This is a genomic window from Pseudarthrobacter sp. 10T415, assembly GCF_056394175.1.
This window is the reverse complement of record NZ_JBFTHJ010000013.1, coordinates 89,974-114,282: the sequence shown is the minus strand read 5'-3', so window position 1 is coordinate 114,282 and position 24,309 is coordinate 89,974. Positions and strand designations below refer to the sequence as shown.

Below are 24,309 nucleotides of genomic sequence, written 5' to 3'. Positions count from 1 at the left end.
GGAACACTCCTCTGCACCCATCACCACCACCTCATCCACAAAGAAAACTGGACCATCACCACCACCAACGGCACCCCAACCTTCATCCCCCCACCCCACATCGACCCCACCCAAACACCCCAACAAAACCACTACTTCAAACCACCACCAGCGCCCACCGCAACCAACACCCCCTGGCCATGACCCACGCCCAACACATTTGGGGTTGCCCGCAACACGTTGACGGGACAGCTACAGGCGCGCGGTTGCACCCGCACCGCCGGGGGCGCCCCTACTTGTGGACGCTCCCCACCACGACCGTGCGATCAAGTTCCTCTGAATGAACGGTGGTCACAGAAAGTCCTGTGGCGGCCACGAGCGCGGCTGTGCCCTCGGCCTGTTGCCCGCTGGTTTCAATGAGCACGCAGCTGTGCGGCGCGAGCCAGTATCCGTGTAACCAGCAGCCTCGAACGTCATGACAACCGAGCAAGTCTCGGCACAGGCCCGGCAGATTCGGACGTGGCTCCATGTGAAAAGTTGGACGGACGGCTTACAGACACTGCGCCGCACCTGAATGATCCCTGGTCACTGATAGGCCTTCGGTAGCCACGAGCTCAACTGTGCCCGCCAAGGACGGCAACAAAAAACGGCCAGGACGCCTAAATGACGCGCTGGCCGTTGGAGATGCTGGCCGTGCCGGATTAGCAGCAGGACCCGACTTAGAAGGTGCGGCCTTGCGGATCCTCTGCCGACGTGTCCTGCCAGCCATTGCTGTCGGTGAAGGTGGCAACGAGCGTGCCAACGCCAGTCCCCAGCGACTGAGAGGGATCAAAGTACAGGGCGGCCTCCGAGGCGCGGCTGTGCGAGATCAGTTGTTCAGCCTCGAGTTTAGCTTCGGGGACCGTAGCCCCCACGATGCTGGTGCGGGCTGGTAGTTCCGAGGAGTGGACCACATCGGCGCCGGTCTGGGCCAGCGGAATGGTGGTGCCGGGATTGATCTCATCGTGGGGAAACTCAAACTCGGCGTCGCTGGATGCGGCAGGGATCGTGTACTCCAGGAAATAGGTCATGGCCCCACCCTTGCAGAAAGCTGCCCCACCCGAAAGCCCACCGCTCCACCGGCCAGGTCAAGGGCAGCCTCGCGTCACCGGAGGGGGCGCACCCTACTTCCCGAGCCCGGCCCTGCGCAGCGCCTCGGCCATGGCAGTGTTCGCGGGTGCAGCCTGCGGAGCAGAACCGCGGCCGCCGGAGCCTCCGGCTGCACCCGGGTTTCGACCTCCCGCGTTCCTGCCGCCCTGGTCTCCGCCGGCAGTCCGTTCGCCTTGCTTCGCGGCAGCGGGACCGCCCTTGCGGGAATCTTTTGCCTTGGCGCCTCCAGCAGACGAACCCGTGGGGCGCTGCCCACCGGCGCCCGTACCGCGGGGAGCCTGTCCGCGCGGGCCCGGTTCGTCGTCGAGCCTTAGTGTCAAGGAAATCCTCTTCCGGTCTGGATCCGCTTCCAGCACCTTGACGCGGACCACCTGGCCGGACTTCACCACTTCGCGGGGATCGGACACGAAGCGGTTGGACAGGGCGGATACATGGACCAGGCCGTCCTGGTGCACGCCCACATCCACAAATGCCCCAAAGGCGGCCACGTTGGTGACGGTACCCTCGAGGACCATGCCGGGTTTCAGGTCGGAAATCTTTTCAATACCTTCGGAGAACGCGGCAGTGGTGAACGCCGGGCGCGGGTCACGTCCCGGCTTGTCGAGTTCGGCAAGGATGTCCGTCACGGTGGGCAGGCCGAAGGCGTCGTCCACAAAGTCGCGCGGATCCAGCGACGATGCCGGCGCCGTGCCTGCCGCCACCAGGATCTTCCGGGCTACCGCGTAGGACTCCGGGTGCACGCTCGAGGCGTCCAGAGGCTCCGCTCCCCCGGTGATCCGCAGGAACCCGGCGCACTGCTCAAAGGCCTTGGCACCCAGCCGCGGCACTTTCTTGAGGTCCGAACGCTTGCCGAATGGGCCGTTTTCGTTTCGGTACGCCACGATGTTTTCGCTGAGCAGAGGCCCGACGCCGGCCACGCGACTCAGGAGCGCAGGTGAAGCGGTGTTGACGTCCACGCCAACGGCGTTCACGCAGTCCTCCACCACCGCGTCCAGGCTTCGGTCAAGCTTTGATGCGGTGACGTCGTGCTGGTACTGGCCCACACCTATGGACTTAGGGTCGATCTTCACGAGTTCCGCGAGAGGGTCCTGCAAACGCCGGGCAATAGACACGGCGCCACGCAACGAAACGTCCATGCCGGGAAGCTCGGCGGCGGCGAGGGCCGAGGCCGAATACACGGAGGCTCCGGCTTCGGAAACCACCAGCTTCTGCGGCTTCCGGTCCACGTCCGGAAGGAACTTGATCAGCTCGGCGGCAAGCTTGTCCGTCTCCCTGGATGCGGTTCCGTTGCCGATGGCCACGAGTTCGACGGCGTGCTGCCGCGCCAGTTTCACCAGCGACGCCAACGCTTCATCCCACTTCCTAGCCGGAGCATGGGGGTACACGGTGTCCGTGGCGACGACCTTGCCGGTGCCATCCACCACCGCCACCTTCACGCCGGTGCGCAGCCCCGGGTCCAGGCCGAGTGTGGGGCGGTTGCCCGCCGGCGCAGCCAGGAGGACATCCCGGAGGTTCGCGGCGAACACCCGCACTGCCTCGTCCTCGGCCGCCGCGAACATCCTGCCCCGCAGGTCTGCGGTGAGCCTGGCCAGCACCCGGGATTTCCAAGCAACCTGGGCGGTCTGCATCAGCCACGCATCGGCGGGCCGGCCGCGGTGGGCGACCCCGAGGAACCTTGCCACCGCGGACTCGTATCGTGCCCGTGAGGCGGCCAGGGCGTCGTCGTCCGCGGGATCCGCCTCGGCGAGGTCGAGTTCCAGGACGCCGTCTTTCTCCCCCCGCAGCAGGGCGAGCACGCGATGGGACGGCATTCCTGCGGGCGCCTGGGTGAAGTCGAAGTAGTCCGCGAATTTCTGGCCGTCCGCCTCCTTGCCCTTTTTCACGCGTGACACCATGCGGCCCTGCGTCCAGAGACGCTCGCGGAGCGTGGCCGCGAGATCGGGGTCCTGGGCGACGCGCTCCACGAGGATGGCACGGGCGCCGGCGAGGGCGCCGGCCGCGTCGCCGATGGCGTGTTCGGGGTTGAGGTACTTGGCGGCCTCGCGGTCCGGATCGAGCTCGGGCCGCTTCACGAGCGCGTCGGCGAGCGGCTCGAGCCCTGCTTCGCGCGCTATCTGTGCCTTCGTGCGGCGCTTGGACTTGAAGGGCAGGTAAATATCCTCCAGCCTGGACTTGGTGTCCGCTGCCAGGATGGCCTTCTTCAGTTCCGGTGTCAGCTGGCCTTGGGCCTCGATGGCTTCCAGGACCGCGCGGCGGCGGTCGGCAAGCTCCCGGAGGTAGCGCAGCCGCTCTTCCAAGTCGCGGAGCTGGCCGTCATCCAGAGTTCCGGTGGCTTCCTTGCGGTACCGCGCGATAAACGGGACCGTTGACCCGCCGTCAAGCAGGTCGACAGCAGCTTTCACCTGCCAGGGTTTGACGCCCAGCTCCTCGGCAATCCGTGCGTAGATGGCGTCGTCCGGCTGCTGTGCTGCGGGCTTGGAAGGGGCTTGCGGCTGTTGGGTCACCAGAACATCTTGCCTTACCGGCCAGTTGGGCTCCACCGGCAGCAGACGCCGGCGCGCTTTCTCAGATGGCGCGCTGGAGGGCGAGTTCGCCGGGCAACGCAGGCGGTAAGGGTATTCCGCTCGCGTCCGCGAAGTGCTGTAGTTGATATGCCGTCTTAGGCCATTAATGCTCGAGGAAGAGGCCGCCATGAAAGAACTGCTGATTGTGTTTCAGGAAGGGTTCGAGGAGGCCAACATCACCCTGACGGTCAACGGCAAGCAGGTGTGGCGTGACGTGGCTGTATCCACCAATCCCATCCTCGGGATCGCCTCTGAGGTCTCGGTGGAGCTGCCGGCGAAGGGTTCCCAGGTGGGCGTCGAGGTGACCAACCGCGGACTGAAGGCGATTACAAAGGTGAGCGGAAAGCCTAAAAGCGTGCTCGTCTCCATCCATGAAGACAGGCTCGTAATGAAGGAAGGCACGGGCCGCGAGGCGTTCCTGTAGAGCCCCGGACCTGCGCTTGTTTCGCGGCCGAAGGAGGCCTAGTAAAAATCAAATCGTTGGAGTAGCATCTGATCACCGCCGGCTTCCAACGGGGTCCGGCGGGCCAAAAATCCGAGTAGGCCGGGGGTCGTCGGATGGCTTCCGGTTTTCGCTGCCGGGACAGCACACCGTGCAGCAGCAGATGAGGGCGGCACCCAATCATGGGTGCCGCCCTCATCGCATGTGGCCTTCTTGCTGCTACGAGTTGCTGTCCTGGTACACGGGGTAGTCCGTGTAGCCCTCTGCGCCTGTGCTGTAGAACGTGCTGGCGTCCGGCTCGTTGAGCGGCAGGCTTTCCTTCCAGCGCCGAGCAAGGTCCGGGTTGGCGATGGCGGGCCGGCCCACTACCACTGCGTCTGCATGGCCGTCGGCCACGAGGCTCACTGCCTCTTCCCGCGTGGTCACCACGCCGAAGCCGGTGTTCACCAGGAAGGGTCCGCCGAAGCGGATGCGGAGGTCCTGCACCGGCTCGCCAGTGGGCTCGTGGTGGAGGACGCTGAGGTAGGCGAGGTTGAGCGGTGCGATGCTGTCCACGAGCACTTCATAGGTGGCGCGCACGTCTGCCGCGTCCGTCTCGGCGATGCCTTGGACGTTGTGCTCGGGCGAAATACGGATTCCCACTCGGTTGGCGCCAACTGCTGCCACAACGGCGTTTACGGTTTCGATGACGAAGCGGGCGCGGTTTTCGGGTGAACCGCCGTAGCTGTCAGTCCGGATGTTGGAGTTCGGGGCCAGGAACTCGTGCAGGAGGTAGCCGTTGGCGGAGTGCAGCTCTACGCCGTCGAATCCGGCCTCAATGGCGTTGAGGGAGGCGTTGACGAATTCCTGGATGACCATGGGCAGTTCGTCAGTATCCAGGGCACGTGGCACCGGGTACGGCTGTTTGCCGACCGGCGTGTGGACAGTTCCTTCCACGGCAACGGCGCTGGGCGCTACGATTTCCGCCCCGCCCGTGATGTCCTGGTGCGAGACGCGCCCGCCATGCATGATCTGGGCGAACATGCGGCCGCCCTCGGCGTGAACAGCGTCCGTGACCTTCTTCCAGCCTGCAACCTGCTCGGGGTTGAAGATCCCGGGCTGACCGGCGTACGAGCGCGCCCCGGCGCTCGGGTGGGTTCCTTCGCTGACGATCAGGCCGAGCGAAGCGCGCTGGCGATAATGCTCGACGACGAGCGGCCCCGGGACACCTGCCTCGCCGGAGCGGACGCGCGTCAGTGGCGCCATGACCAGACGGTTGGGGAGCTCAAGTTCGCCGAGGGTGAGGGTGGAAAACAGCATGCACGTTCCTTTCGGGGGCTGAAGGCTTACTCTTTCTGCCAACTAAGAAGCGCATGCAACTATTCCGGATGCGAGGCGAATCACAGGACAGCTGTCACTGCCGCTGCGGAATGGGACGAATTCGGCAGTGCTTGGACATTGCTGTCAGCGGGCCGAACCGGGGCAGCCTTGGCCTTGTGCATTGGTGTTGCAGTCGTCTGCGTAGTTCCGGGTGAGCGACCGCCAGACGCTGATGGTCTGCGGCGGGGCGCTGAACTGCCCTTGGCCGGGAATCGGCAGGGCCGGGCCGTTATTGACGGAGTACGTTCCCTGGAACGACGTGGTCAGCACTACCTGGAAATCACCGGTAGCGCCGTACGCGTGGCTGGTCCGGGTCTTCTCACCCCACCGGTCCTGCGGCAGCGGGCCACCCCTCGAGGGTTGCGGGCCGAAAACAGTGCCGTCGCCGTAGTTCCACGTGAATTGCACCGGGGTGGCGACCACGTGGACTTGCTGGCCGAACATCGTTATGTCGAACTGCTGCTCCACGGACTCCGCGTAGAAGTTGGTTTCAGCCCCGCGGAGTGTGTGGGGACTCGGCTGGGCTGTAACAGATCCGGCGCTCACTGGCAGGTTTTGGAATTCCCGCTGAATGTCCGCCGCGATGCGGGGCAGCAGGTCCTCAGGCCTGGCGTCGTAAAGGCAGGTCGGGCCGGAATGTGGCGCCCAAACAGCACCGGGAACGCCCCGGGGACGGGAAAGCCACATGACAGGGATGCCCTCTTCACCGTCAGGGCCGTTCTTGCATTCCAGCTGACGTGCCAGGCACGGGGTGTCGAAATCTCCCCCGCCGAGGTGGCACTGGAGCTCATATTTGTACTCGTTGGGATCAGAGTCGACGGTGCTTTGCCCCGGTGGGACCAAGGTCCCCGTACCGGGATCCAAAGTCCAGCCGCCAACGTCGATACCTACTTCCCCAAAATCCGCTTCCACCCCGTCATCGGCGACCCCTGGTGATGCGGGCACGAGTATCGAGAGGATCACAAAAAGCAGCAGAGTTGTGAAAGGCAACCGCCGAACTCTACTCATCAGCGAATGGGATGCAGATCGTTCGCGTGCCAGGCTCCGCCTTCAAAATTTACTAGGAGAACGTTCCCTGTGTTGGAACCCTTGCTAGCACTTCGGAACTCTTTGCCGGCAGCCTCGTAGTAACTGACCGGAGTTTGAAGCACCTGCAAAATGACTTGGAAGTTGCCATCCGACGCTTTCTCGAACGTTGTCGAGACGGCCGGCGTAGTGAATTTTCCACCCGCAAGCCAGCGTCCCCCTTGATAGTTCGTCGTTACAGAATCCGTCAGCTTCGAACAGTAGTCACAGTTCGGGGAAGTTATCTTCTGCAGGTTGGAGACATCACCTGTCTGATACGAATAGTCCAAGACCTCGAACCAGTACTTCGTAAAAGCTTCTGCGCCCTCCTTCGTCTCCGTCTTCGCCACTTCCGGCAACACTGGGACGGGGACGTTTTGGGCTGGCCCGGATGCGTCGGCGGGCTTGTAGACGGCACTGGGAGTAGGGGTAGGCGTGGGCGAAACGCTGGGAGACGCTGACTGGGAAGGCGTTGCCGATCCAGTGCCCGGATCCGCAGGCGCTCCCCCGGAGCAGCCAGCCATCAGAAGCGCTCCGGCAACCACAAGAACAGCCGCACCGGATCGAGGGCCAAAGGACGTACGAACGTTGCGCGAGGTCATGGGCCGCTATTCCCCCAGTAGTTTCAAGACGGCTTGTTCCGGACAGTGATTCAAGGGTAGCCCAGGTCACATCTCCGCGATAAGAGTTATCCACAGGCATCCGACTCCGGTTCTACCACCCCGCCAGGCCGCGCGGAAGTCACATGGAAAAAGCCGGTGCCCCCAGGCACCGGCTTCCCCCCCAACTGCTGACAGCTCCAACCACAGATCTATGGGACGGCTACTTCTGCGCCGGAAGCACCAACTCCCCTGTCTTGTCCGTGGACAAGGCGAGCGAGGAAACATACTGCGGGCCGCCGTCGGGCGCGTCCTGTGCCGAGCGCACCATGTCCGGACGTTCGAACTCCAGCCCCGTCACGTGGCAGGTGAGTTTCGCGTCGCTGGGGTTGCCGTCGGCGTCGAACATGGGCAGGTCAATGCCGTCGTCGGTCCGGCGCAGGTAGTACTTCCCGCGGGTCAGGACCGCGAGCACCGGGGGCAGCACCAGCGCCAGGCCGACAGCGAAGATGGGCGAATACGGCTGGATGCCAGACCCAAAAGCACCGAAGAACACAGCGATGGAAACGCCCGCGGACATCAGCATCGACACAAACCCCACCGGGTTCACGGCGTAGAGCATGCCGCGGCGGAACTCTGGCACCTTCGGGGAGATCTTGAGCAGGTACTTGTTGATGGCGATATCGGCGGCAACCGTGACCACCCAGGCCATGGCGCAGTTGGCGTAGAAGCCGAGGATGGTGTTGAGGAAGTCGAACATGTTGGCTTCCATCAGGACCAGGGCGATCAGCAGGTTGACCACCACGAACACCATCCGGCCCGGGTAGGTCTTGGTGATGCGGGTAAAGCTGTTGGTCCACGCCAGCGATCCGGAGTACGCGTTGGTGACGTTGATTTTGATCTGCGAAATGACCACCAGCACCACGGCCAGGGTCATCGCCAGCCATGCCGGCATCATCTCCTGGTACACGCCCAGGAACTGGTGCACGGGCTCGTTGGCGGTGGCCGAGGCGGCGGGGTCCAGGGTGGCGATGAGGTAGATGGCGATGAAGAGGCCCACGATCTGCTTAATGGCGCCGAAGATCACCCAGCCCGGCCCAGCCAGAATGACGGCCCGCCACCAGGCCGCGCGGTTGGCGTCGGTACGCGGCGGCATGAACCGGAGGTAGTCGATCTGCTCGGCGATCTGCGCCATGAGGGACAGGCATACGCCGGCCGCCAGCATCACGGAGGCCAGGTTCGGGCCGCCGTCGCCGGACTCACCGGTGTACGCAAAGAAGCTGTCGATGCTCTCCGGGTGCGAAACCAGCAGGTACCCCACGGGAACAACCATCAGGAGCAGCCACAGCGGGGTGGTCCACACCTGCAGCTTGGCCAGGGTGTTCATCCCGTAAATGACCAGCGGGATGATGATGACGGTGGACGCCGCGTACCCCAGCCACTGCGGAATCCCCAGGCCCAGCTCCAGCCCCTGGGCCATGATGGAGCCCTCCAGTGCGAAGAAGATGAACGTGAACGTGGCAAAGATGACGTTGGTGACCACGGATCCGTAGTAGCCGAAGCCGGAGCCGCGGGTGATCAGGTCCAGGTCGATGTTGTAGCGTGCCGCGTAGTAGGCCAGCGGGAAGCCGGTGGCGAAGATGATCACCGCGGCCACCAGGATGCCGAAGATCGCGTTTACCGTGCCATAGGAAATCCCTATGTTCGCGCCAATCGAGAAGTCCGCCAGGTAGGCGATGCCTCCCAACGCGCTGGTGGCCACCACGCCTGCGCTCCATTTGCGGTACGAGCGCGGGGCGAACCGCAGCGTATAGTCCTCCAGGCTCTCCTTGGTGGCGTTCAGCGCTGCAGCGTTTCCCGCGGTCGGAGTCGCCGGGGATCCGCCGACGACGCCGGCGCCGGGTGGTGCAGCAGGCTCCAGCAGTTGCGTGGATTCTGAGTCGTGGCTCATGGGCGTGCGTCGCTTTCGTTCGGGGTTCGAGGTCTGCGAGAGACGCTATCCAGCCGAAAAGACAGTCCCATCACGTTCCTGTTTCCGCGGTGTAAAGCCTTGACTGCTCCAGTCAACAATTGATGGGCAGGCTACTTGTTGCCACCCCACAAAAACGGCCGGCACCCCTGGAACTAGCGTCGGAACGGTACGTTCCGCGAGATAAAGGACCACCCATGACTGCCACCGTCCACAACTGGCCCATCCTCGAGACAGCCCGCGCCCAGGTCCTGGAGCGGGGTACCGGGCTCACCGAAGAGCAGCTGGTGGAGGTCCTCACCCTCCCGGACGAAGCACTCCCCCAGGCTTTGGAGCTGGCGCACCAGGTCCGGCTTCGGCATTGCGGCGAGGACGTGGAGGTTGAAGGCATCGTCTCCATCAAGACCGGCGGCTGCCCGGAAGACTGCCACTTCTGCAGCCAATCCGGGCTCTTCGACAGCCCCGTCCGCGGCGTCTGGCTGGACATCCCGGAGCTGGTCAAAGCCGCCAAGGAAACTGCTGCCACCGGTGCCACGGAGTTTTGCATTGTGGCCGCCGTGCGCGGCCCGGACATCAAACTCATGAACCAGGTCAAGTTCGCCATTGACCGGATCAACGAGGAAGTGGACATCAACGTCGCGTGTTCCCTGGGCATGCTCACCCAACGGCAGGTGGACCAGCTCGCCGGCTGGGGCGTCCACCGCTACAACCACAACCTCGAAACCGCCCGCAGCTTCTTCCCGGAGGTGGTCACCACGCACACGTATGAGGAACGCCTCGAGACCTGCGCCATGGTGAAGGCTGCCGGCATGGAACTGTGCTGCGGCGCGCTCCTGGGAATGGGCGAGTCAGTCCACCAGCGGGCGGAACTCGCCGCCCAGCTTGCTGCACTGGACCCGCACGAAGTGCCGCTGAACTTCCTCAACCCCCGGCCGGGAACTCCCCTGGAAAACCAAGGCGTCATGGGCGGCAAGGACGCCCTCCGGGCCATCGCCGCCTTCCGCCTCGCCATGCCCCGAACGGTCCTGCGCTACGCCGGCGGACGCGAGCTCACGCTTGGCGATCTGGGCACCCGCGAAGGGCTCCTGGGCGGTATCAACGCCGTCATCGTGGGCAACTACCTCACCACCCTGGGCCGCCCCGCCACCGCCGACCTCAACCTCCTGGTGGACCTTAACATGCCCATCAGGGAACTGCAGAAGACCCTGTGAGCCTGATCCCGGCCGGAGCGTCCCCCGATGCTGCGGCCCTGTACTGCGGTCACTGCGGTGAGCCACGCGAAGAGAACGCTCGCGAGGGTGGCCGCGGCGCCGGTGACCAGCGCAGAAAGGGCACGGACGACGGCGGGACCACGCCGCCGTCGTCCGCCCATCTGCGATGCGCGTCAAGGCTGCACCTGGAACCGCCGCGGTTCTGCGGCCAGTGCGCGCGCCGCCTGAAAGTGCAGGTCACACCGCTGGGCTGGTGGGCTGCGTGCTCTCGGCATGGCGTCATTACCTGTCCTGACACCACACCGTGAAAAAACGGCCACCACCCCCTAGCGCTTTTCTACAAGCAGTAGAAGAATGGCTGCATGATGTTTGAACACGCAGATGGGCAACCCATTCTCGAACTCACCGACGAGCAGTCCTGGGAACTCCTGGAGGGAACCAAGCACGGGAGGCTGGTGGTTTCCGTTGCGGGCGAACCGGACATTTTCCCGGTCAACTACGTCACGGCGGACCGGAAGGTCTACCTGAGGACCGCCCCGGGCAACAAGCTGGCACAGCTGACCATCAACTCCAAGGTGCTCTTCGAGACGGACGGCATCCTCTCGGACCAGGCGTGGTCCGTGGTCCTCCGCGGCAGTGCACGCGTGCTGAGCAACTCGGCGGAGCTGGAAACGGTGGAGGCACTGGGCCTGAAGACCTGGGTTCCCACGCTCAAGGACTTCTACGTGGAGATCGAGCCCAGCTCCGTCAGCGGGCGGCACTTCAACTTCGGAGAGCAGCCGGAGCGGGAAATCTAGGCGCTCCTAGACTGGAAGCATGGCGGACAGGCTCACTCCCGAGCAACGCAGCTGGAACATGTCCCGCATCCGGGGCAAGAACACCAAGCCCGAGCTCTTGGTGCGCCGGCTCCTGCACGCCAAGGGCTACCGTTACCGGCTCCATGGCGCCGCAGGCGGGGGAAAGCTGCCAGGCAACCCGGACCTCGTGTTCGCCGGCCGCCACAAAGTCATCTTCGTCAACGGCTGCTTCTGGCACTTCCACGACTGCCGGGTAGGCCAGCACGCACCCAAAGCCAATGCGGGCTTCTGGGCCGATAAGCGCACCCGCACCAGGGAACGCGACGCCGCGCAGCGCCGCAAACTCGAGGACGCCGGCTGGGAGGTCCTCACCCTCTGGGAGTGCGAACTCAAAGACGGCGCCGCGCTCGAGTCACATCTGGTGCGGTTCCTTGAAACCCGGCAGCGGACTTGAGTGAATCTTAATGCTTTGGGCACGGCCTTCTTGAGACCTGCCCGGGAGGATGGGGAAGTGCCCCGACCGGGAGCACATCCCCGCCACATGCCGGAGCTGCCACATCCCCTCTTTGCCGCTAAGTCCTCCGGGCCGCCAAGGCGGATTTGAAAGCGGCTGCAGAGGCATCACTGCTGTTGATGCGCCAGTCGGTTTCCTTCTGGAGGTGGAACCAGACGAAGCCCATCACGTCCGGCTGCGCGGAAAGGTAGGACACCAGCGCAGTATTCCAGGAAGCCTTGGAACCGCCCAGCTCGCTGGACGCCACCTCGGCAATCAGGATGGGTTTGCCCGCCGCGAGTCCGCGCAACTGGGAAATGCCGGGGCCAAACAGGTCCTGCGGCGCCACCCAGCTGCTCCACGACTGGGAGGTGCCCCAGTTGTAGCCGTCCAGGGCAACAATGTCCACGTAGCCCGCACCCGGATAGAGCCCGGCAAGGTCAGTGGAACCCCAGTAGGGAACGTTGGGGGACCACACCCACTGGACGTTGCCTGCACCGGTGGACGCCATGACGTCGTGGACGTGGCGCCAGGCCGCAACATAGTCGCCTGCCTGGTTCCCGTTCACGCCCTCCGCCCAGGGGTACCAGTTGCCGTTCATTTCATGGGCGAAGCGCAGCATCACGGGTTTGCCCCAGGACGTGAGCGCCTGGCCCCACTGGAGGATCCTGGCGTCGAAGTCGCCGGCAGCGATCCGGTCCAGGGCATAGGCGGGCTGATCCACTCCGCCGCCCCAAGCCCACGGCTCCCACGTGACCAATGGCGTGGCACCCCGTGCCTGGACGGCGTCCAGCTCGGCCAGCGGCGGCGCCTGGAGGAAGTCCTTGTAGGAAAGCACCATGGTGGGGTTCTCCCCCGCGAGGGTTGCCACTTCATCGAGTTCCGCCGATGCGAGCGGTCCCCCGGCTGTCGCAGCGCCGAACCGGAGGAGTGCGTTGCTGGCCGGTGGTGGCGGAGTGGCGGCTGCCTGAACGGCGAAGTGGGCGGACGCCTTCACGGACGAGGTTTTGGCAGTCACGGTGACGTTGCCGGTGGACCCGGACGGAATGCTCACCCCCGCGCTGAAGGCACCCGTGGAACTGGTCTTGAAAGCGAACGTGGCCGACCCGATGATCACCGTTCCGGTGGTGGCGGCTTTGAACCCGGTCCCGGCCACAGTCACGGCGGACCCCGCCGGCCCGGACGCCGGACTCAACGCAATTTGTGCTGCCGGAGCGGCGGCTGCCGCGGCCGGTTGAACAGCCGCAAGAACCAGGCCGGCTCCCACGAACGCAGCAATGACTAACCTCTTTAACGATTTTGCCAACACAACCCATCCCCAGCTGACGGGCGGCCACGGCCGCAAGGTTTCAGTGCGGAAAGCACTGGCTCAAGTATTGGGTGCGGAAGCCGCAGTGTCATCAAGAAACCCACAATTCTTCCCCGAAACGGTGCCGCCCCCGGGCGCCGGTCCTAACCTGAAACTGCACGCCCGCCCCACTCCGATGATTCGCTGCCGGACTGAAAAACGTCAGCTGAAAGGAACCCCGTGAGCCCCTCGGATGACGCCCCCCTGCCGCTGGTGGACCAGTCAGTGCTGGACCGTCTCCGGGACGAACTCGGAGAAGACGGGGGCTACAGCAAGGTGTTCGTGGGGAACTTCATCGAGTGCCTGCCCGTGCGGCTCAGCAAGCTCCGGTTGGCCCTGACCACCGGAGACCTGGAGGGCTCCGTGGACGCTGTCCTGAGCCTGAAGACCTCCAGCCAGATGGTGGGCGCGGAACGGCTGGCGGGACTGGCAACGAATCTGGAAAGCGAAATCCGCAGCGGGGCACGCGCGGCAGACGCCGCCGTCGTACTTCCCCACCTGGCCGCCGCTTTCCTGCGGAACATCACCCAATGCAGCCGCCAGACCACACACCGCCTGAAGGCTCAGTGCGCGATGGGCGCCAGCCTGTAACCGACGCCGCGGACGGTCTGCAGCCAGCGCGGCTGCTGCGGCGAGTCGCCCAGCTTCTTGCGCAGGTTGCCCATATGGACCTCGACGGACCGTTCGTCCGCCTCGCTGATGTAACTCCCGACGTCGTAATCTTCGTCCCGCAGCCGGCGCACCAGGTCCGACTTGGTCCGGACAGTCCGCCCGGCTTCCAGCAGCGCGTGCAGGAGTTCGAATTCCGTGCGGGTCAGGTTCATTTCCGTGCCGTCCACCAGCACGGTCCGGGAGGCGTAGCTGAGCTCGAGTCCGTTGTGGCTGTAGTTGCCCCGCTCCGGGTGGCCGCCCGCCTCTGCCGGGATCTCGGTGGGGGTGTCTGCCGGCTCGGAGGCGGAACGCGGGCGCCGCATCATGGCCGCCACCCGGGCACGGAGTTCGCGCGGCCGGAAAGGCTTGGTGAGGTAGTCGTCGGCGCCGGACTCAAGCCCAATAAGGGTGTCCAGCTCTTCCGTGCGGGCCGTGAGCATCACGATATAGGCATCGGAAAATTCGCGGATCTGCCGGGAAACCTCGAATCCGTCGATGTCCGGCAAGCCCAAATCCAGGGTGATGACATCGGGGCTGATGGTCTTGGCCACCAGGACACCTTCTGCGCCACTGCTGGCTACTGTTACATCAAATCCGGCTTGGGTCAGCACCGTGCGAACCAATTCCCGGATGTCGTGGTCATCCTCGATGACAAGTCCCACACGTGCATCACTCATAGCGCCCCCTCAGCAGCCAACGTCAGAAGTATAGCTGGCTGCGGATATCCTGCTGGTATGGTCTCGCACGCGCCCGCCCGAATGTCCCAGGTCAATGGCTAACCCGGTGGCATGGTCGTCGGGAGGGCTGCGCTTTTTCCGGCGCCAGTTCCACGAGTACAGCCTGCGGGACCGCGTGGCCATGAGCCAGATGCCGCTGTTCATCACCACGCTGTTGACGATGTTCCTGGTGTGGGCCTTCTTCCCCGGAACAATGGGCAATCCGCTCTTCGCTGCGTTCGTCGTCTCGCAGCTCGTGCTGATGGGTCTCTGCTACGTCATCCCGTGGGAGCGGCTGCCCTTCACGAGCTTCCTGGTCATCCCCCTGCTGGACTTCATCTCCATCGCGGTGGGCCGGGAGGGCGGGCAGGACAGCCTCACCGGCATCAGCCTGCTGGCTGTCTTCCCGGTCATCTGGCTGTGCGCCTCCGGGTACTATCCCAAGGCCGCCCTTTGGTTGTCCTTCCTGGCACCGCTGGCCATCATCTGGGTTCCGCTGCTCCTGAAGGGGAACGTCACGGCCCAGGACCTCACCCGGTCCCTGCTGCTGCCGGTGATGATGCTCGGCATCGGGATCTCGGTCAGCGTCCTCACGCTCAGCATGATGCGCCAGCAACGCGAGCTGGAGGAGAAGGACGCCCAGCTCCAGGCCAACCTCCGCACCAGCCAGCGGCAGGAGTCCCTGCTGAACACCGTCCTGGATACAGTGCACCTTGGTGTCTTGGCAGTCGACGCGGACGGTCACGATGTCCTGATGAACAGGAAGCAGCGGGCCAACCACCTGCTGGCCAGCCCCAAGGACAACCCGGACCCCAACGAGTCCCAGCTGCTGGTGTTCGGTCCGGACAGGAAAACCCTCATACCTGTGCCGGACCGCCCCGTCCGCCGCGCCGTGCTGGGCGAAACCTTCACTGACTACCTCGTGTGGCTGGGCGACGGCAGGGACCAGCGCGCGTTCGTCACCACCGCCCGGGCCATGAGGGACAGCGACGGGAAGTTCACCGGCTCGGTCATTGCGTTCAGTGACGTCACGGACCTGGTGAACGCGCTGGCTGCGAAGGACGACTTCGTCTCCAGCGTCTCCCATGAGTTCCGGACGCCGCTGACGTCCATCCTCGGGTACGTGGAAATCCTGCTGGCTGACGAACCGGAGGAATCACAGCAGGAGATGCTCGAAATCATCCGCCGGAACTCCGAGCGGCTGCTGACCCTGGTATCGGACCTGCTCTCCAGCCGGAACGGGCAGCTCATCGTCACCCCGCACACCGTGGATGTGGCAGAGCTGGTGCGGACCAGCGTGTCCTCCGCCATGCCGAGGGCCACGGCATCTGGCGTGGAGCTGGCGGCCGAGACCCCGGATCAGCTTGAGGCCCACGTGGACGGGGCCAGGATTTCCCAGGTCCTGGACAACCTGGTGTCCAACGCCATCAAGTACTCCCCCGACGGCGGCAACGTCCTGGTCAGTCTGGCCCGCGAAGACGCCCACCTCGAATGCCGCGTTACGGACACCGGCATGGGGATGACCCCCGAGGACGCCTCCGAGGTATTCGCCAAGTTCTTCCGCACCAGCAACGTCCGCCGGACGGCCATCCCGGGTGTGGGGCTGGGGCTGCCCATCAGCAAGGCGATCGTCGAAGCCCACGGCGGGACCATCAGCGTGGACAGCACCCTGGGCGAGGGCACCACCTTCACGTTCCGGGTGCCGGTCTAAGGTTCGCCGGCACGCGCCTGCCGGACCACTTCGCCCCACGACTGCCGGGCCAAGTCCTGCACGGCGGCCAGGACCTCCGCGGGCGGCAGAGAGAGATCCAGAGGAAACTCCACGATGTCGATATCCGTGTTCAGGATCCGGCGGAGCTTGATGTCACCGGATCCGGCGTATACCAGCCACGCTGTTGGCACGGCCAGCGCCGTGCAGTGGGCCAGCATCTGGAAGTGGTCCGCGGTGAGGGAAGCACCGGAGTCTGTGGCGGCCTTGTACTTGGCGTTGTAGGCCACCACGGGACGGCCACCGAGCATGTGCACGGCGTCCGGCTGCACGGTGAGGCGGTCGGAGTCCCGTACGGCTTCGCTCAGGAGCGCGTTGTACCGGAGCCGCAGTTCCCCGGGGTAGGCGGCCATCGCCTCCCGCAGGGCGGTGCCCACGAAATCCTCGAACACCCGGGCCATGTCCACCACGAACGCGGCCGTCTGCTGCCGTCCCGGCCCTGCCTCAGCCGAGGCGTTGCGGAGGATGAGCTCGGCCAGCCGCAGCACCGCGTGGTACCGGAGGTTCATCCTGCTGGGCTTCCACGACGGCAGCGGCGCACCGGACGGGAGCCGGGTGACGCCGTCGAGCTTTCCTTTGAGCAGCCGCAGCCGGCTCAGTACTTCGGGCCGGACCCGCGGCACCTGGCCCATGCGTTCCAGGGCCGCCCGTAGGATCCGGTTCTCGGCAATGTCCTCGGTGAATTCGTCGTAGGAGACTTCCAGCGGCACCAGCATGCCCGGCCGGCGGGAAATCTGGTCCGAGATGCGGATCCGTCCCTTGACCGTGCGGAGGGATTCGTCCACGGCCAGGTAGCCCTGCAGGACGCCGCGTCCCAGCGCCCGTTCGGCCAGCTGCGCCAGGGACTCGGCCAGCGCACTCCACAGCTCCCGCTCCTCGAAGGCAGCCACCGAGTCCGGCCGGAAGCCCTGCTCCCCCGCGTAACTCAGGAGGAACAGCAGCCGGCCAAGGCCCAGCCGGTCCTTGGGCCTGACGTCCAGCTGGACCGAGGCAGTGCGCACCGATCCCACTTTGCCCACCGGCTCAATCCGGTACAGCCCCATCCCCATGGGCGAGGCCTTGGCCAACCCGCTCGAATTCAGGAACGAAGCACTGGCAGGATCCAGCCGCTCCACGATCCCGCGGGACAGCTCGTCCAGCACCAGGTGCCGCGCGGCGCCTCCCGGGCCGCGCGCGCCGGCGTTGCCGTCCGGAGTGAAGGCCCTGGCGGGGTCAGCGGAGCGCAAGGCGTCCCAGCAGTTGCTCCAGCCCGAACCGTTCCTCCAGCTGCGCGCGGGTCAGCTGGCCGTGATAATGCTCCTCCAGCAGCGGCATGAGTTCGTACTTCCAGATCCGCCGCAGCCCGGCCGGTGTCTGCGCCGCGGGCTTCATGAAGTAGGACGGGCCGATCATCAGGTCCCGGTCCCATTCGTCGATGGCGCCGTTGAGAACGTCCAGCAGCAGCGCCGGCGTGGTGTCCAGCCCGCGGGCCTCCAGGAAGCGGAGCAGCGAACCCTTAACCGGTTCGGTTTGCGGATGCAGCTCGATGAACGAGAAGCGCCGGCGGATGGCGGCATCCATCATGGCGATGGACCGGTCCGCAGTGTTCATGGTGCCGATGATGTACAGGTTGTCCGGCAGCGTGAACGGCTCGTTGGGGCTGTACTGCAGGTAGATCCGGTCGTCTCGGTATTCGAGCAGGAAGTACAGCTCGCCGAAGACCTTGGCCAGGTTGGCGCGGTTCATCTCGTCGATGATCAGGAAGTACGGCTTCTTCTCGTTGCCGGGCTTGGCGGCTTCCTCGGCGAGGCGGCGCAGCGGGCCGGCAACAAGCTTGAAGGAGACCTGGCCTTCGTCCGTCTTGTCCGGCCGGTACCCCTCGAAGAAGTCCTCGTAGGCGTAGGAGGGGTGGAACTGGACCAGCTTGACGCGTTCGTCAGTGGTGTCGTCCGCCAACTCCGCTGCCAGGTGCTTGGCCAGGTAGGTCTTGCCGGTGCCAGGCGGGCCGTACAGGACCAGCTGGCGGTTCTCCTCCAGCAGGTCCGCGATCTCCTGCAGGGGCTCGAGGTCCATGTGCAGGGACTCCGCGAACTCCGGCGTCAGCGGCCGGAAGCCCTCCTGGACAGGTTCCACGACGGCGGCGGCTTCCGTTTCGCCGTCGGGCTCGGTCTCGGCTTCGGCCGGCAGGAGTGCCTGGAGCGCCTGCACCACGCGGGTTGCGTCCACCACGATGCCGGGGGTGGCCAGCTGCCGCTGGACGTGCCGGGGCAGGCTGGCGGTGGCGTGGCCTTCGTCGAACCAGCGCACCTTCCGTCGCAGCCGGCGGTTGTCATCGTTGTACTCGGGTTCGCCCAGCACGCCGCCCAGCCGGACCGTGCCGGCGTGCTGGTACAGGACCAGGTCGCCGGGTTTCATGACGGTGAGGAAGGCAAAGACGGCGGTCTTGGTGTCCTCGCGCTCCACGTAGCCAAGGTGCTTGTAGTCCTCGTCCACGGCATGCTGGACCAGCCCGGCGGTGACGCCGGGCTCCAGGAGGCGGAGGTGTTCGACGTCGAGCGTCACCTTTTCCTCGCCCTGCCAGGCGGTGAGCAACTCAGCGTTGTCGTGGTGGGTCCGGAGCAGCCATGCGCGGCGGCCGGGGTCGCCCACCTTGCGCCACTGGCTCACCAGCTGGCGGGCGTACCAGTCGATGCGCTGGCCGGCCTGCTCATCAAGGTGCAGGCGGATCCGGTGGATGTCGGCGGTGATGTCTTCTTCGGAATCCCCCTTGGCGCCACCCACCAGCGAGGCGAAGGCGTCGCGGATTTCCTGCCGCTCCACGTCCGCCACCACGGGTTCAAAGTAGCTGGGCCACGCCAGGAACTCGATGCTGCGGCGGATGGCAGGCTGGTCCGCCGGGGTGCCGGCTGCCAGGGCGTGGAACTTCAGCGGGTCAAGCAGTGCCGCGGTGATGGTGGTGGGCGGTTGCTGGTCCACATGCTGCACGAACCGGCACAGCCACCGGAGGTGGTCCCAGATGGTCCAGTTGAACTCGGCCGTTCGGTCCCGGATCACGCCGTGGTCCGTCATGCCCTGGTAGAGCTCTTCAGGCAGTTCCAGTGGCGGTTCGAGCCAGGAGGCGGCCTCGGCCACGCGGGCCCGCTTGACCTTGAGCGACTTCACTTCATGCGCCAGCGGCAGGGACTGCAGGAACAAAAGCTCGGCGGCCAGCTGCTTGGCTTCGCGGGAGGCGCCGTCGAGGTTCTGCCGGAGGTTGGTCATCATGGGCGCTTTGGGATCCGGCGTGCCCCGTTCCAGGCGGTCCAGCAGTTCCGCGGCGGCCTCGGAGGTCCAGGTCAGTGTCCGCCCGTCCAGGGCCGATGGTTTGCCCTGCAGCCCCGGGCTCAAAACAAACCATGCCGCGTCCTCGATCTCCTTGGAGATGCCGAGGGCGCGGGTCATGGCAGCAATGGTGGCGGGGGTCATGGATTCAAATTTACAGGGTCTAACTGGACGCCTGCTCAAAGCCGCTTGGCCGCCCGGTGGGAGCCGTCCGGTTTCCGCCGGACGGCTCCTGGCCGTTAGCCCGGAAATTTACGTGCGCGGAGCGGACCGCTTCCGCCCGAAGATGAAGTACCCCATGGGTCCGACGAAGTTGATGAAGGATGCCGCACGCCAGGCGCCCTTAGGCCCGTTAATGAGTGCCGCCGGCCGCTTCGAGATGTCCCGCTGCGCCGCAACCAGCAGCGAGAGCTGGACGATGGCCACGATGATGGTGCCGGCCTTGGAGGACGGCGACATCTCCTTCCAGGTCTTCTTCTTCCTGGCGACTCGGGTCTTGTTCTTGCCCATCTGGCTTCCTTTCGGTGTGGTGTGGTTCCAGTCCAGTGTGCCCCGTGGGGTCCTGTCCAGAGGCTTAGTGCCTGTACGGCGCCAGGCGTTCCTTCTGTTCCGGCGTGAGCCGCTGCACCCGGCCGGTGGCCTCGTCCACGAAAGCAAGGTGGCTGCTCGCCCTGACGCAATCCTCCCCTGTGACGGGATCCTGGACCAGGTAATGGATGTCGAAGCTGGCGCCCTTCACGGCACCGATCCACACCTGCACCACGGCCGGGACGTTGCGGTATTCCAGGGTTCTGACGTAGCGGATCTTGTGGTCCACCACCAGCGCCATGATGCCGTCCGGGACATCGTTGAACAGCGAGACCTGCGGCTCAACGCCGGGCAGGCCCGCTCCCCGGGGCGGTCCGAAGGCACCGATCCTGGCTTCCTCAAGCATGCGGACGATCTGCACGTTGTTGATGTGTCCGTAGGCGTCCATGTCGCCCCAGCGCATGGGAACGGGGACCTCGATCCGCTGGCCGCCGTTCCCGTCGTGCCCGCTCAGCTGTGCACCGCCGTCGAATCATCCACCGGCACGTCACCGGCGTCGGCTCCAGCGAACTGGGACATGTACAGGCGGTAGTAGGCGCCTCCGGCCGCAAGCAGGACCTTGTGGTTGCCCTGTTCCACGATCCTGCCGTTCTCCATGACCAGGATGGTGTCGGCGTCGCGGATGGTGGAGAGCCGGTGGGCAATCACGAAGCTGGTGCGGTCCGACCGCAGTGCGGCCATGGCCTTCTGCACCAGCAGCTCGGTACGGGTATCCACCGAACTGGTTGCTTCGTCGAGGATCAGCAGCGACGGGTTGGCCACGAATGCCCGGGCAATGGTGATCAGCTGCTTCTCGCCGGCACTGACGTTGTTGCCTTCCTCGTCGATCACCGTGCTGTAGCCCTCGGGCAGGGCGCGGACGAAGCGGTCCACGAACGTGGCCTTGGCGGCTGCCATGACCTGCTCTTCGGTGGCGTCGAGGTTGCCGTAACGGATGTTGTCGTAAATGGACCCGCCGAACAGCCACGCGTCCTGCAGCACCATGCCCACCTTGGAGCGGAGTTCGGACCGGCTGAGGTGCGTCACGTCCACGCCGTCCAGGGTGATGGAACCGGAGTTGAGCTCGTAGAAACGCATTACCAGGTTCACCAGGGTGGTCTTTCCGGCGCCGGTGGGCCCCACGATGGCCACGGTGTTCCCCGGCTCCGCGGTGAAGGACAGGTTTTCGATGAGCTGCCGGTCCTCGGTGTAGCTGAAGGTGACGTCCCGGAATTCCACGTGGCCGTCGGTCCTGGCCGGCAGGTGCTCCGTAGCGGTCTCAGGGTCCTGTTCGTCGGCGTCGAGGAACTCGAACACCCGCTCTGCTGAGGCAACACCTGACTGAAGCATGTTGGCCATGCCCGCCATCTGGCCCAGCGGCTGGGTGAATTCGCGGGAGTACTGGATGAAGGCCGTGGCGTCACCGAGCGACATGGAGCCGGAGGCGACGCGCAGGCCGCCCACCACGGCGATGCCCACGTAGCTGAGGTAGGACACGAACTGCATCACCGGGAAGATGATGCCGGAGACGAACTGTGCGCCGAAGCTGGCCTTGTACAGGGCTTCGTTGCGCTCGTCGAACCGTTCGAGCATGTCCGCTTCGCGGCCGAAGACCCGGACGAGGTCGTGGCCCGAGAAGGATTCCTCGATCTGCCCGTTCAGCGTGCCGGTGTTCTTCCACTGCGCCGCGAAGAGCTTCTGGCTCCGCACGCCGATGAGGCCCGCTGCGACGCCCGAGAGCGGCAGGGCCACCAGGGCGATCAGGGCCAGCTGCCAGGAGACGATGAACATCATGATCACGATGCCCACCACTGTCAGCAGCGAGTTGATCAGCTGCGCGAAGGCCTGCTGGAGCGCCTGCTGGATGTTGTCGACGTCGTTGGTCACCCTGGACAGCACGTCGCCGCGCTGGCGGGTGTCGAAGTAGTTCAGCGGGAGGCGGTTGAGCTTCTTTTCGGTGTCGTCCCGGAGCTTGCGGATCACCTTCATGACGATGCGGTTCAGGACGTAGCCCTGCAGCCACAGGAAGATATTGGACACAAAGTACATCAGCAGGACCATGGCGATGAGCATGGTCAGTTTGTTGAAGTCGATGCCGGTGCCGGGCACCAGTTCCATCCGGGAGACCATGTCCGCGAAGTTGTCCTGGCCCTGTTGGCGCAGTCCCTCCACGAACTGGTCCTTACTCACGCCGGCCGGCAGTTGCTTGCCCACGACACCACCGAAAATAACGTCCATGGCCTGGCCGAGGATTTTCGGCGCAATAACGTTCAGCACCACGGCCACCACCACCATGGCCACCACCACGCAGATGCCCAGGGTTTCGGGCTTCAGCAGGCCCATCAGCCGCTTGGCCGACGGCCAGAAATGCTGGGCCTTCTTGGCGGGCATGCCGCCGAACATGTCGCCGTCGGCTTCGGAGGGCGTGAACTCCTCCTCGTAGAAGTCGTCGTCCTCCACCACTGCGGTTTCAGCGGAGCTGCCGGTGCCCTGCACTGTTGCCACGGCGTCTTGCTCAGTCTTCGCGGGGTCTTTCTTGCGGGGGCTCATGCCATTTCCTCCACGCTCAGCTGCGATTCAACAATTTCCTGGTACGTGGGTGAGGTTTCCAGGAGTTCCTCGTGCGTTCCGCGGTCCACGATCCGGCCGTTGTCCAGCACCAGGATCTGGTCCGCCTCGGTGATGGTGGAAACGCGCTGGGCAACGATGATGACCGTCGCGTCGGCAGTTGTGTCCTTCAGCGCCGCACGGAGGCGGGCATCGGTGGCAACGTCCAGCGCCGAGAACGAGTCGTCGAACAGGTAGACCCGGGGTTTAGTCACGAGGGCCCTGGCGATGCAGAGCCGCTGGCGCTGCCCGCCGGAAACGTTCGTGCCGCCCTGGGAGATCCGGGATTCGAGCGCCTTGGACTTTTCCCGGACGAACGATTCTCCCTGCGCCACCCGCAGCGCTTCCCACAGTTCCTGGTCCGTGGCATCGGTCTTCCCGAAGCGCAGGTTGTGCTCGATGGTGCCGGAGAAGAGGTAGGGCCGCTGGGGCACCAGGGCCACGCGCTTGGTGATCTCGGCGTGGTCAAGGCTGGTAACGGGGACGCCGTCCAGGAGGACTTCGCCTTCCGCGGCGTCGTAGAGCCGTGGCAGCAGCGAGAGCAGGCTGGTCTTGCCCGAACCGGTGGAACCGATGATGGCGATGGTCTGGCCAGGCCGGGCGGTGAAGCTGATGTTGCTCAACACCGGGGACTCGGCGCCCGGGTAGGCGAAGGTGACGTTGCGGTATTCCACTACGCCGCTGAGCTCCGAGGGGGCTACCGGGCGTTCGGGATCGTGGATGGAGGGTTCGACGTCGAGTACTTCGCCGATGCGGTCCGCACAGACGGAGGCGCGCGGGATCATCATGGCCATGAACGTGCCCATCATGACGGCCACCAGGATCTGGAGCAGGTACTGGAGGAACGCTGTCAGGGCGCCCACCTGCATGTCGCCCGAGTCGACGCGCTGGCCGCCGAACCACAGCACCGCAGCCGTGGACAGGTGCAGGATCATGCTGATGGCGGGGAACATGAGGACGAACAGGGCACCGATCTTCAGCGAAACATCGGTGAGCTCCTTGTTGGCTTCGCCGAAACGGCCGGTCTCGTACGGTTCCCGGACGAAAGCCCGGACCACCCTGATGCCGATGATCTGTTCCCGGAGCACCGCGTTAATGCGGTCGATCTTCTTCTGCATCGACCTGAACAGCGGCATGAGCCGGACCACCAGGTACCCCACCACTACGGTCAGCAGCGGCACGGAAACCCAGACCAGCCAGGACAGGTTGATGTCCTCACGCAGCGCCATGATGATGCCGCCGATGCACATGATGGGCGTGGCCACCATGAAGTTCAGGCCCATCAGCACCAGCATCTGCACCTGCTGCACATCATTGGTGCCGCGCGTGATCAGCGTGGGGGCGCCGAAAGCGTTGACGTCCTTGGCGGAGAAGCTGGTGACCTTCCGGAACACCGCCCGGCGCAGGTCGCGGCCCAGGGCCATGGCCGTCTTTGAACCGAAGTAGACGCCGGCGATGGCGGCAGCCACCTGGGCAAAGGCCACCAGGAGCATCACGGCACCGGTGCGCCAGATGAAGTCGGTGTCTCCCCTGGTGACGCCTTCATCGATGATCCGGGCGTTCAGGCTGGGCAGGTAGAGGGCCGCAATGGTGGATGCGAGCTGGAAGATGATGACGGCGGCGATGTAGGGAAAATACGGTTTGGAATAGCGCCGTATGAGCGTAAGGAGCATGGTTTCAACTCTAGTGTTGCCCACTGACATTGGAGTCCCATTTAATCCACCT

The 24,309-nt window shown here is 65.0% G+C and carries 22 protein-coding genes and 1 pseudogene; 9 read left to right on the top strand and 14 right to left on the bottom strand.

Going from position 1 to position 24,309, the window contains the following annotated elements; genetic code table 11:
- A pseudogene (locus AC1DBN_RS16130) lies at window positions 1-183 on the top strand (hypothetical protein); the annotation flags it as partial.
- 515 nt (window positions 184-698) lie between these two features.
- Here the strand turns inward: AC1DBN_RS16130 and AC1DBN_RS16125 are convergent.
- Together AC1DBN_RS16125 and AC1DBN_RS16120 are read right to left on the bottom strand one after the other, a co-directional pair.
- Entirely contained in the window at window positions 699-1,049 is a 351-nt protein-coding gene (locus AC1DBN_RS16125) for a hypothetical protein (RefSeq protein ID WP_477723629.1), read from the bottom strand.
- Between the two features lie 93 nt (window positions 1,050-1,142).
- Entirely contained in the window at window positions 1,143-3,632 is a 2,490-nt protein-coding gene (locus AC1DBN_RS16120; RefSeq protein ID WP_477723628.1) for a Tex family protein, read from the bottom strand.
- A 166-nt stretch (window positions 3,633-3,798) separates the two neighbouring features.
- Here AC1DBN_RS16120 and AC1DBN_RS16115 point away from each other — a divergent pair, with 166 nt between their 5' ends.
- Window positions 3,799-4,116 (top strand): hypothetical protein, encoded by a 318-nt coding sequence (locus AC1DBN_RS16115; RefSeq protein ID WP_477723627.1) that lies wholly within the window; start codon window positions 3,799-3,801, stop codon window positions 4,114-4,116.
- Window positions 4,117-4,353: 237 nt separating this feature from the next.
- Here AC1DBN_RS16115 and AC1DBN_RS16110 read toward each other — a convergent pair whose 3' ends face one another.
- The 4 genes from AC1DBN_RS16110 to AC1DBN_RS16095 form a co-directional block, all read right to left on the bottom strand.
- A complete protein-coding gene (locus AC1DBN_RS16110; protein ID WP_477723626.1) occupies window positions 4,354-5,433 on the bottom strand; it encodes an alkene reductase in 1,080 nt (359 codons plus the stop codon).
- Window positions 5,434-5,577: 144 nt separating this feature from the next.
- On the bottom strand, window positions 5,578-6,483 hold the full coding sequence (locus AC1DBN_RS16105) for a hypothetical protein (RefSeq protein ID WP_477723625.1): 906 nt from the start codon (window positions 6,481-6,483) through the stop codon (window positions 5,578-5,580).
- Between the two features lie 17 nt (window positions 6,484-6,500).
- Window positions 6,501-7,082, bottom strand: a complete 582-nt coding sequence (locus AC1DBN_RS16100) for a DUF6318 family protein (protein ID WP_477723631.1) — start codon at window positions 7,080-7,082, stop codon at window positions 6,501-6,503.
- A 298-nt stretch (window positions 7,083-7,380) separates the two neighbouring features.
- Window positions 7,381-9,108, bottom strand: a complete 1,728-nt coding sequence (locus AC1DBN_RS16095) for a purine-cytosine permease family protein (protein ID WP_477723624.1) — start codon at window positions 9,106-9,108, stop codon at window positions 7,381-7,383.
- 215 nt (window positions 9,109-9,323) lie between these two features.
- Here AC1DBN_RS16095 and bioB point away from each other — a divergent pair, with 215 nt between their 5' ends.
- The 4 genes from bioB to AC1DBN_RS16075 are packed head-to-tail and all read left to right on the top strand — an operon-like array spanning window position 9,324 to window position 11,588.
- Entirely contained in the window at window positions 9,324-10,337 is a 1,014-nt protein-coding gene (gene bioB, locus AC1DBN_RS16090; RefSeq protein WP_477723623.1) for a biotin synthase BioB, read from the top strand.
- A complete protein-coding gene (bsaP, locus tag AC1DBN_RS16085) occupies window positions 10,334-10,645 on the top strand; it encodes a biotin synthase auxiliary protein BsaP (RefSeq protein ID WP_477723622.1) in 312 nt (103 codons plus the stop codon). The genes bioB and bsaP overlap by 4 nt, the downstream gene beginning before the upstream one ends.
- 54 nt (window positions 10,646-10,699) lie before the next feature.
- Window positions 10,700-11,134, top strand: a complete 435-nt coding sequence (locus AC1DBN_RS16080) for a pyridoxamine 5'-phosphate oxidase family protein (protein WP_091718567.1) — start codon at window positions 10,700-10,702, stop codon at window positions 11,132-11,134.
- Between the two features lie 19 nt (window positions 11,135-11,153).
- Window positions 11,154-11,588, top strand: coding sequence for a very short patch repair endonuclease (locus AC1DBN_RS16075; protein WP_477723621.1), 435 nt, complete (start codon window positions 11,154-11,156; stop codon window positions 11,586-11,588).
- Between the two features lie 118 nt (window positions 11,589-11,706).
- Here the strand turns inward: AC1DBN_RS16075 and AC1DBN_RS16070 are convergent, their stop codons facing one another.
- Complete coding sequence (locus AC1DBN_RS16070; protein WP_314215376.1) at window positions 11,707-12,933, bottom strand: glycosyl hydrolase; 1,227 nt, start codon at window positions 12,931-12,933, stop codon at window positions 11,707-11,709.
- On the opposite strand from AC1DBN_RS16070, the gene AC1DBN_RS16065 reads away from it, so the two are divergent.
- Together AC1DBN_RS16065 and AC1DBN_RS16060 are read left to right on the top strand one after the other, a co-directional pair.
- Complete coding sequence (locus tag AC1DBN_RS16065; RefSeq protein ID WP_172829873.1) at window positions 12,905-13,159, top strand: hypothetical protein; 255 nt, start codon at window positions 12,905-12,907, stop codon at window positions 13,157-13,159. The genes AC1DBN_RS16070 and AC1DBN_RS16065 overlap by 29 nt on opposite strands.
- On the top strand, window positions 13,156-13,566 hold the full coding sequence (locus tag AC1DBN_RS16060; protein ID WP_477723620.1) for an Hpt domain-containing protein: 411 nt from the start codon (window positions 13,156-13,158) through the stop codon (window positions 13,564-13,566). The genes AC1DBN_RS16065 and AC1DBN_RS16060 overlap by 4 nt, the downstream gene beginning before the upstream one ends.
- Here AC1DBN_RS16060 and AC1DBN_RS16055 read toward each other — a convergent pair.
- Window positions 13,539-14,303, bottom strand: coding sequence for a response regulator transcription factor (locus tag AC1DBN_RS16055; RefSeq protein ID WP_477723619.1), 765 nt, complete (start codon window positions 14,301-14,303; stop codon window positions 13,539-13,541). The two genes, AC1DBN_RS16060 and AC1DBN_RS16055, sit on opposite strands and share 28 nt — an antisense overlap.
- Before the next feature lie 94 nt (window positions 14,304-14,397).
- Here AC1DBN_RS16055 and AC1DBN_RS16050 point away from each other — a divergent pair, with 94 nt between their 5' ends.
- Window positions 14,398-16,053 carry a sensor histidine kinase gene (locus tag AC1DBN_RS16050; RefSeq protein ID WP_477723618.1) on the top strand — a complete coding sequence of 552 codons (1,656 nt, stop codon included), beginning with the start codon at window positions 14,398-14,400 and terminating at the stop codon, window positions 16,051-16,053.
- Here the strand turns inward: AC1DBN_RS16050 and AC1DBN_RS16045 are convergent.
- The 6 genes from AC1DBN_RS16045 to AC1DBN_RS16020 form a co-directional block, all read right to left on the bottom strand.
- Window positions 16,050-17,249, bottom strand: a complete 1,200-nt coding sequence (locus AC1DBN_RS16045; RefSeq protein WP_477723630.1) for a 5-methylcytosine restriction system specificity protein McrC — start codon at window positions 17,247-17,249, stop codon at window positions 16,050-16,052. The genes AC1DBN_RS16050 and AC1DBN_RS16045 overlap by 4 nt on opposite strands.
- Window positions 17,250-17,322: 73 nt before the next feature.
- The gene (locus AC1DBN_RS16040; protein ID WP_091718555.1) at window positions 17,323-19,554 is read right to left on the bottom strand and encodes an McrB family protein; all 2,232 of its coding nucleotides are present in this window, start codon (window positions 19,552-19,554) and stop codon (window positions 17,323-17,325) included.
- Between the two features lie 108 nt (window positions 19,555-19,662).
- Window positions 19,663-19,920 carry a hypothetical protein gene (locus AC1DBN_RS16035; protein WP_056084017.1) on the bottom strand — a complete coding sequence of 86 codons (258 nt, stop codon included), beginning with the start codon at window positions 19,918-19,920 and terminating at the stop codon, window positions 19,663-19,665.
- Between the two features lie 64 nt (window positions 19,921-19,984).
- Window positions 19,985-20,401, bottom strand: coding sequence for an acyl-CoA thioesterase (locus tag AC1DBN_RS16030; RefSeq protein WP_091718554.1), 417 nt, complete (start codon window positions 20,399-20,401; stop codon window positions 19,985-19,987).
- Between the two features lie 47 nt (window positions 20,402-20,448).
- The gene (locus AC1DBN_RS16025) at window positions 20,449-22,527 is read right to left on the bottom strand and encodes an ABC transporter ATP-binding protein (RefSeq protein ID WP_091718552.1); all 2,079 of its coding nucleotides are present in this window, start codon (window positions 22,525-22,527) and stop codon (window positions 20,449-20,451) included.
- Complete coding sequence (locus tag AC1DBN_RS16020; RefSeq protein ID WP_091718550.1) at window positions 22,524-24,257, bottom strand: ABC transporter ATP-binding protein; 1,734 nt, start codon at window positions 24,255-24,257, stop codon at window positions 22,524-22,526. Before AC1DBN_RS16020 ends, AC1DBN_RS16025 begins: the two co-directional genes overlap by 4 nt.
- Between the last annotated feature and the right edge of the window lie 52 nt (window positions 24,258-24,309).

Bases quoted from the DNA above. Each gene is read 5' to 3' on its own strand.
- AC1DBN_RS16125 (WP_477723629.1), bottom strand. From the start codon at position 1,049: ATGACCTATTTCCTGGAGTACACGATCCCTGCCGCATCCAGCGACGCC.
- AC1DBN_RS16020 (WP_091718550.1), bottom strand. From the start codon at position 24,257: ATGCTCCTTACGCTCATACGGCGCTATTCCAAACCGTATTTTCCCTAC.
- AC1DBN_RS16030 (WP_091718554.1), bottom strand. From the start codon at position 20,401: ATGCGCTGGGGCGACATGGACGCCTACGGACACATCAACAACGTGCAG.
- AC1DBN_RS16035 (WP_056084017.1), bottom strand. From the start codon at position 19,920: ATGGGCAAGAACAAGACCCGAGTCGCCAGGAAGAAGAAGACCTGGAAG.
- AC1DBN_RS16040 (WP_091718555.1), bottom strand. From the start codon at position 19,554: ATGACCCCCGCCACCATTGCTGCCATGACCCGCGCCCTCGGCATCTCC.
- AC1DBN_RS16100 (WP_477723631.1), bottom strand. From the start codon at position 7,082: ATGGCTGGCTGCTCCGGGGGAGCGCCTGCGGATCCGGGCACTGGATCG.
- AC1DBN_RS16115 (WP_477723627.1), top strand. From the start codon at position 3,799: ATGCTCGAGGAAGAGGCCGCCATGAAAGAACTGCTGATTGTGTTTCAG.
- AC1DBN_RS16075 (WP_477723621.1), top strand. From the start codon at position 11,154: ATGGCGGACAGGCTCACTCCCGAGCAACGCAGCTGGAACATGTCCCGC.
- AC1DBN_RS16050 (WP_477723618.1), top strand. From the start codon at position 14,398: ATGGCTAACCCGGTGGCATGGTCGTCGGGAGGGCTGCGCTTTTTCCGG.
- AC1DBN_RS16055 (WP_477723619.1), bottom strand. From the start codon at position 14,303: ATGAGTGATGCACGTGTGGGACTTGTCATCGAGGATGACCACGACATC.
- AC1DBN_RS16065 (WP_172829873.1), top strand. From the start codon at position 12,905: ATGACTAACCTCTTTAACGATTTTGCCAACACAACCCATCCCCAGCTG.
- AC1DBN_RS16080 (WP_091718567.1), top strand. From the start codon at position 10,700: ATGATGTTTGAACACGCAGATGGGCAACCCATTCTCGAACTCACCGAC.
- AC1DBN_RS16095 (WP_477723624.1), bottom strand. From the start codon at position 9,108: ATGAGCCACGACTCAGAATCCACGCAACTGCTGGAGCCTGCTGCACCA.
- AC1DBN_RS16110 (WP_477723626.1), bottom strand. From the start codon at position 5,433: ATGCTGTTTTCCACCCTCACCCTCGGCGAACTTGAGCTCCCCAACCGT.
- AC1DBN_RS16025 (WP_091718552.1), bottom strand. From the start codon at position 22,527: ATGAGCCCCCGCAAGAAAGACCCCGCGAAGACTGAGCAAGACGCCGTG.
- bioB (WP_477723623.1), top strand. From the start codon at position 9,324: ATGACTGCCACCGTCCACAACTGGCCCATCCTCGAGACAGCCCGCGCC.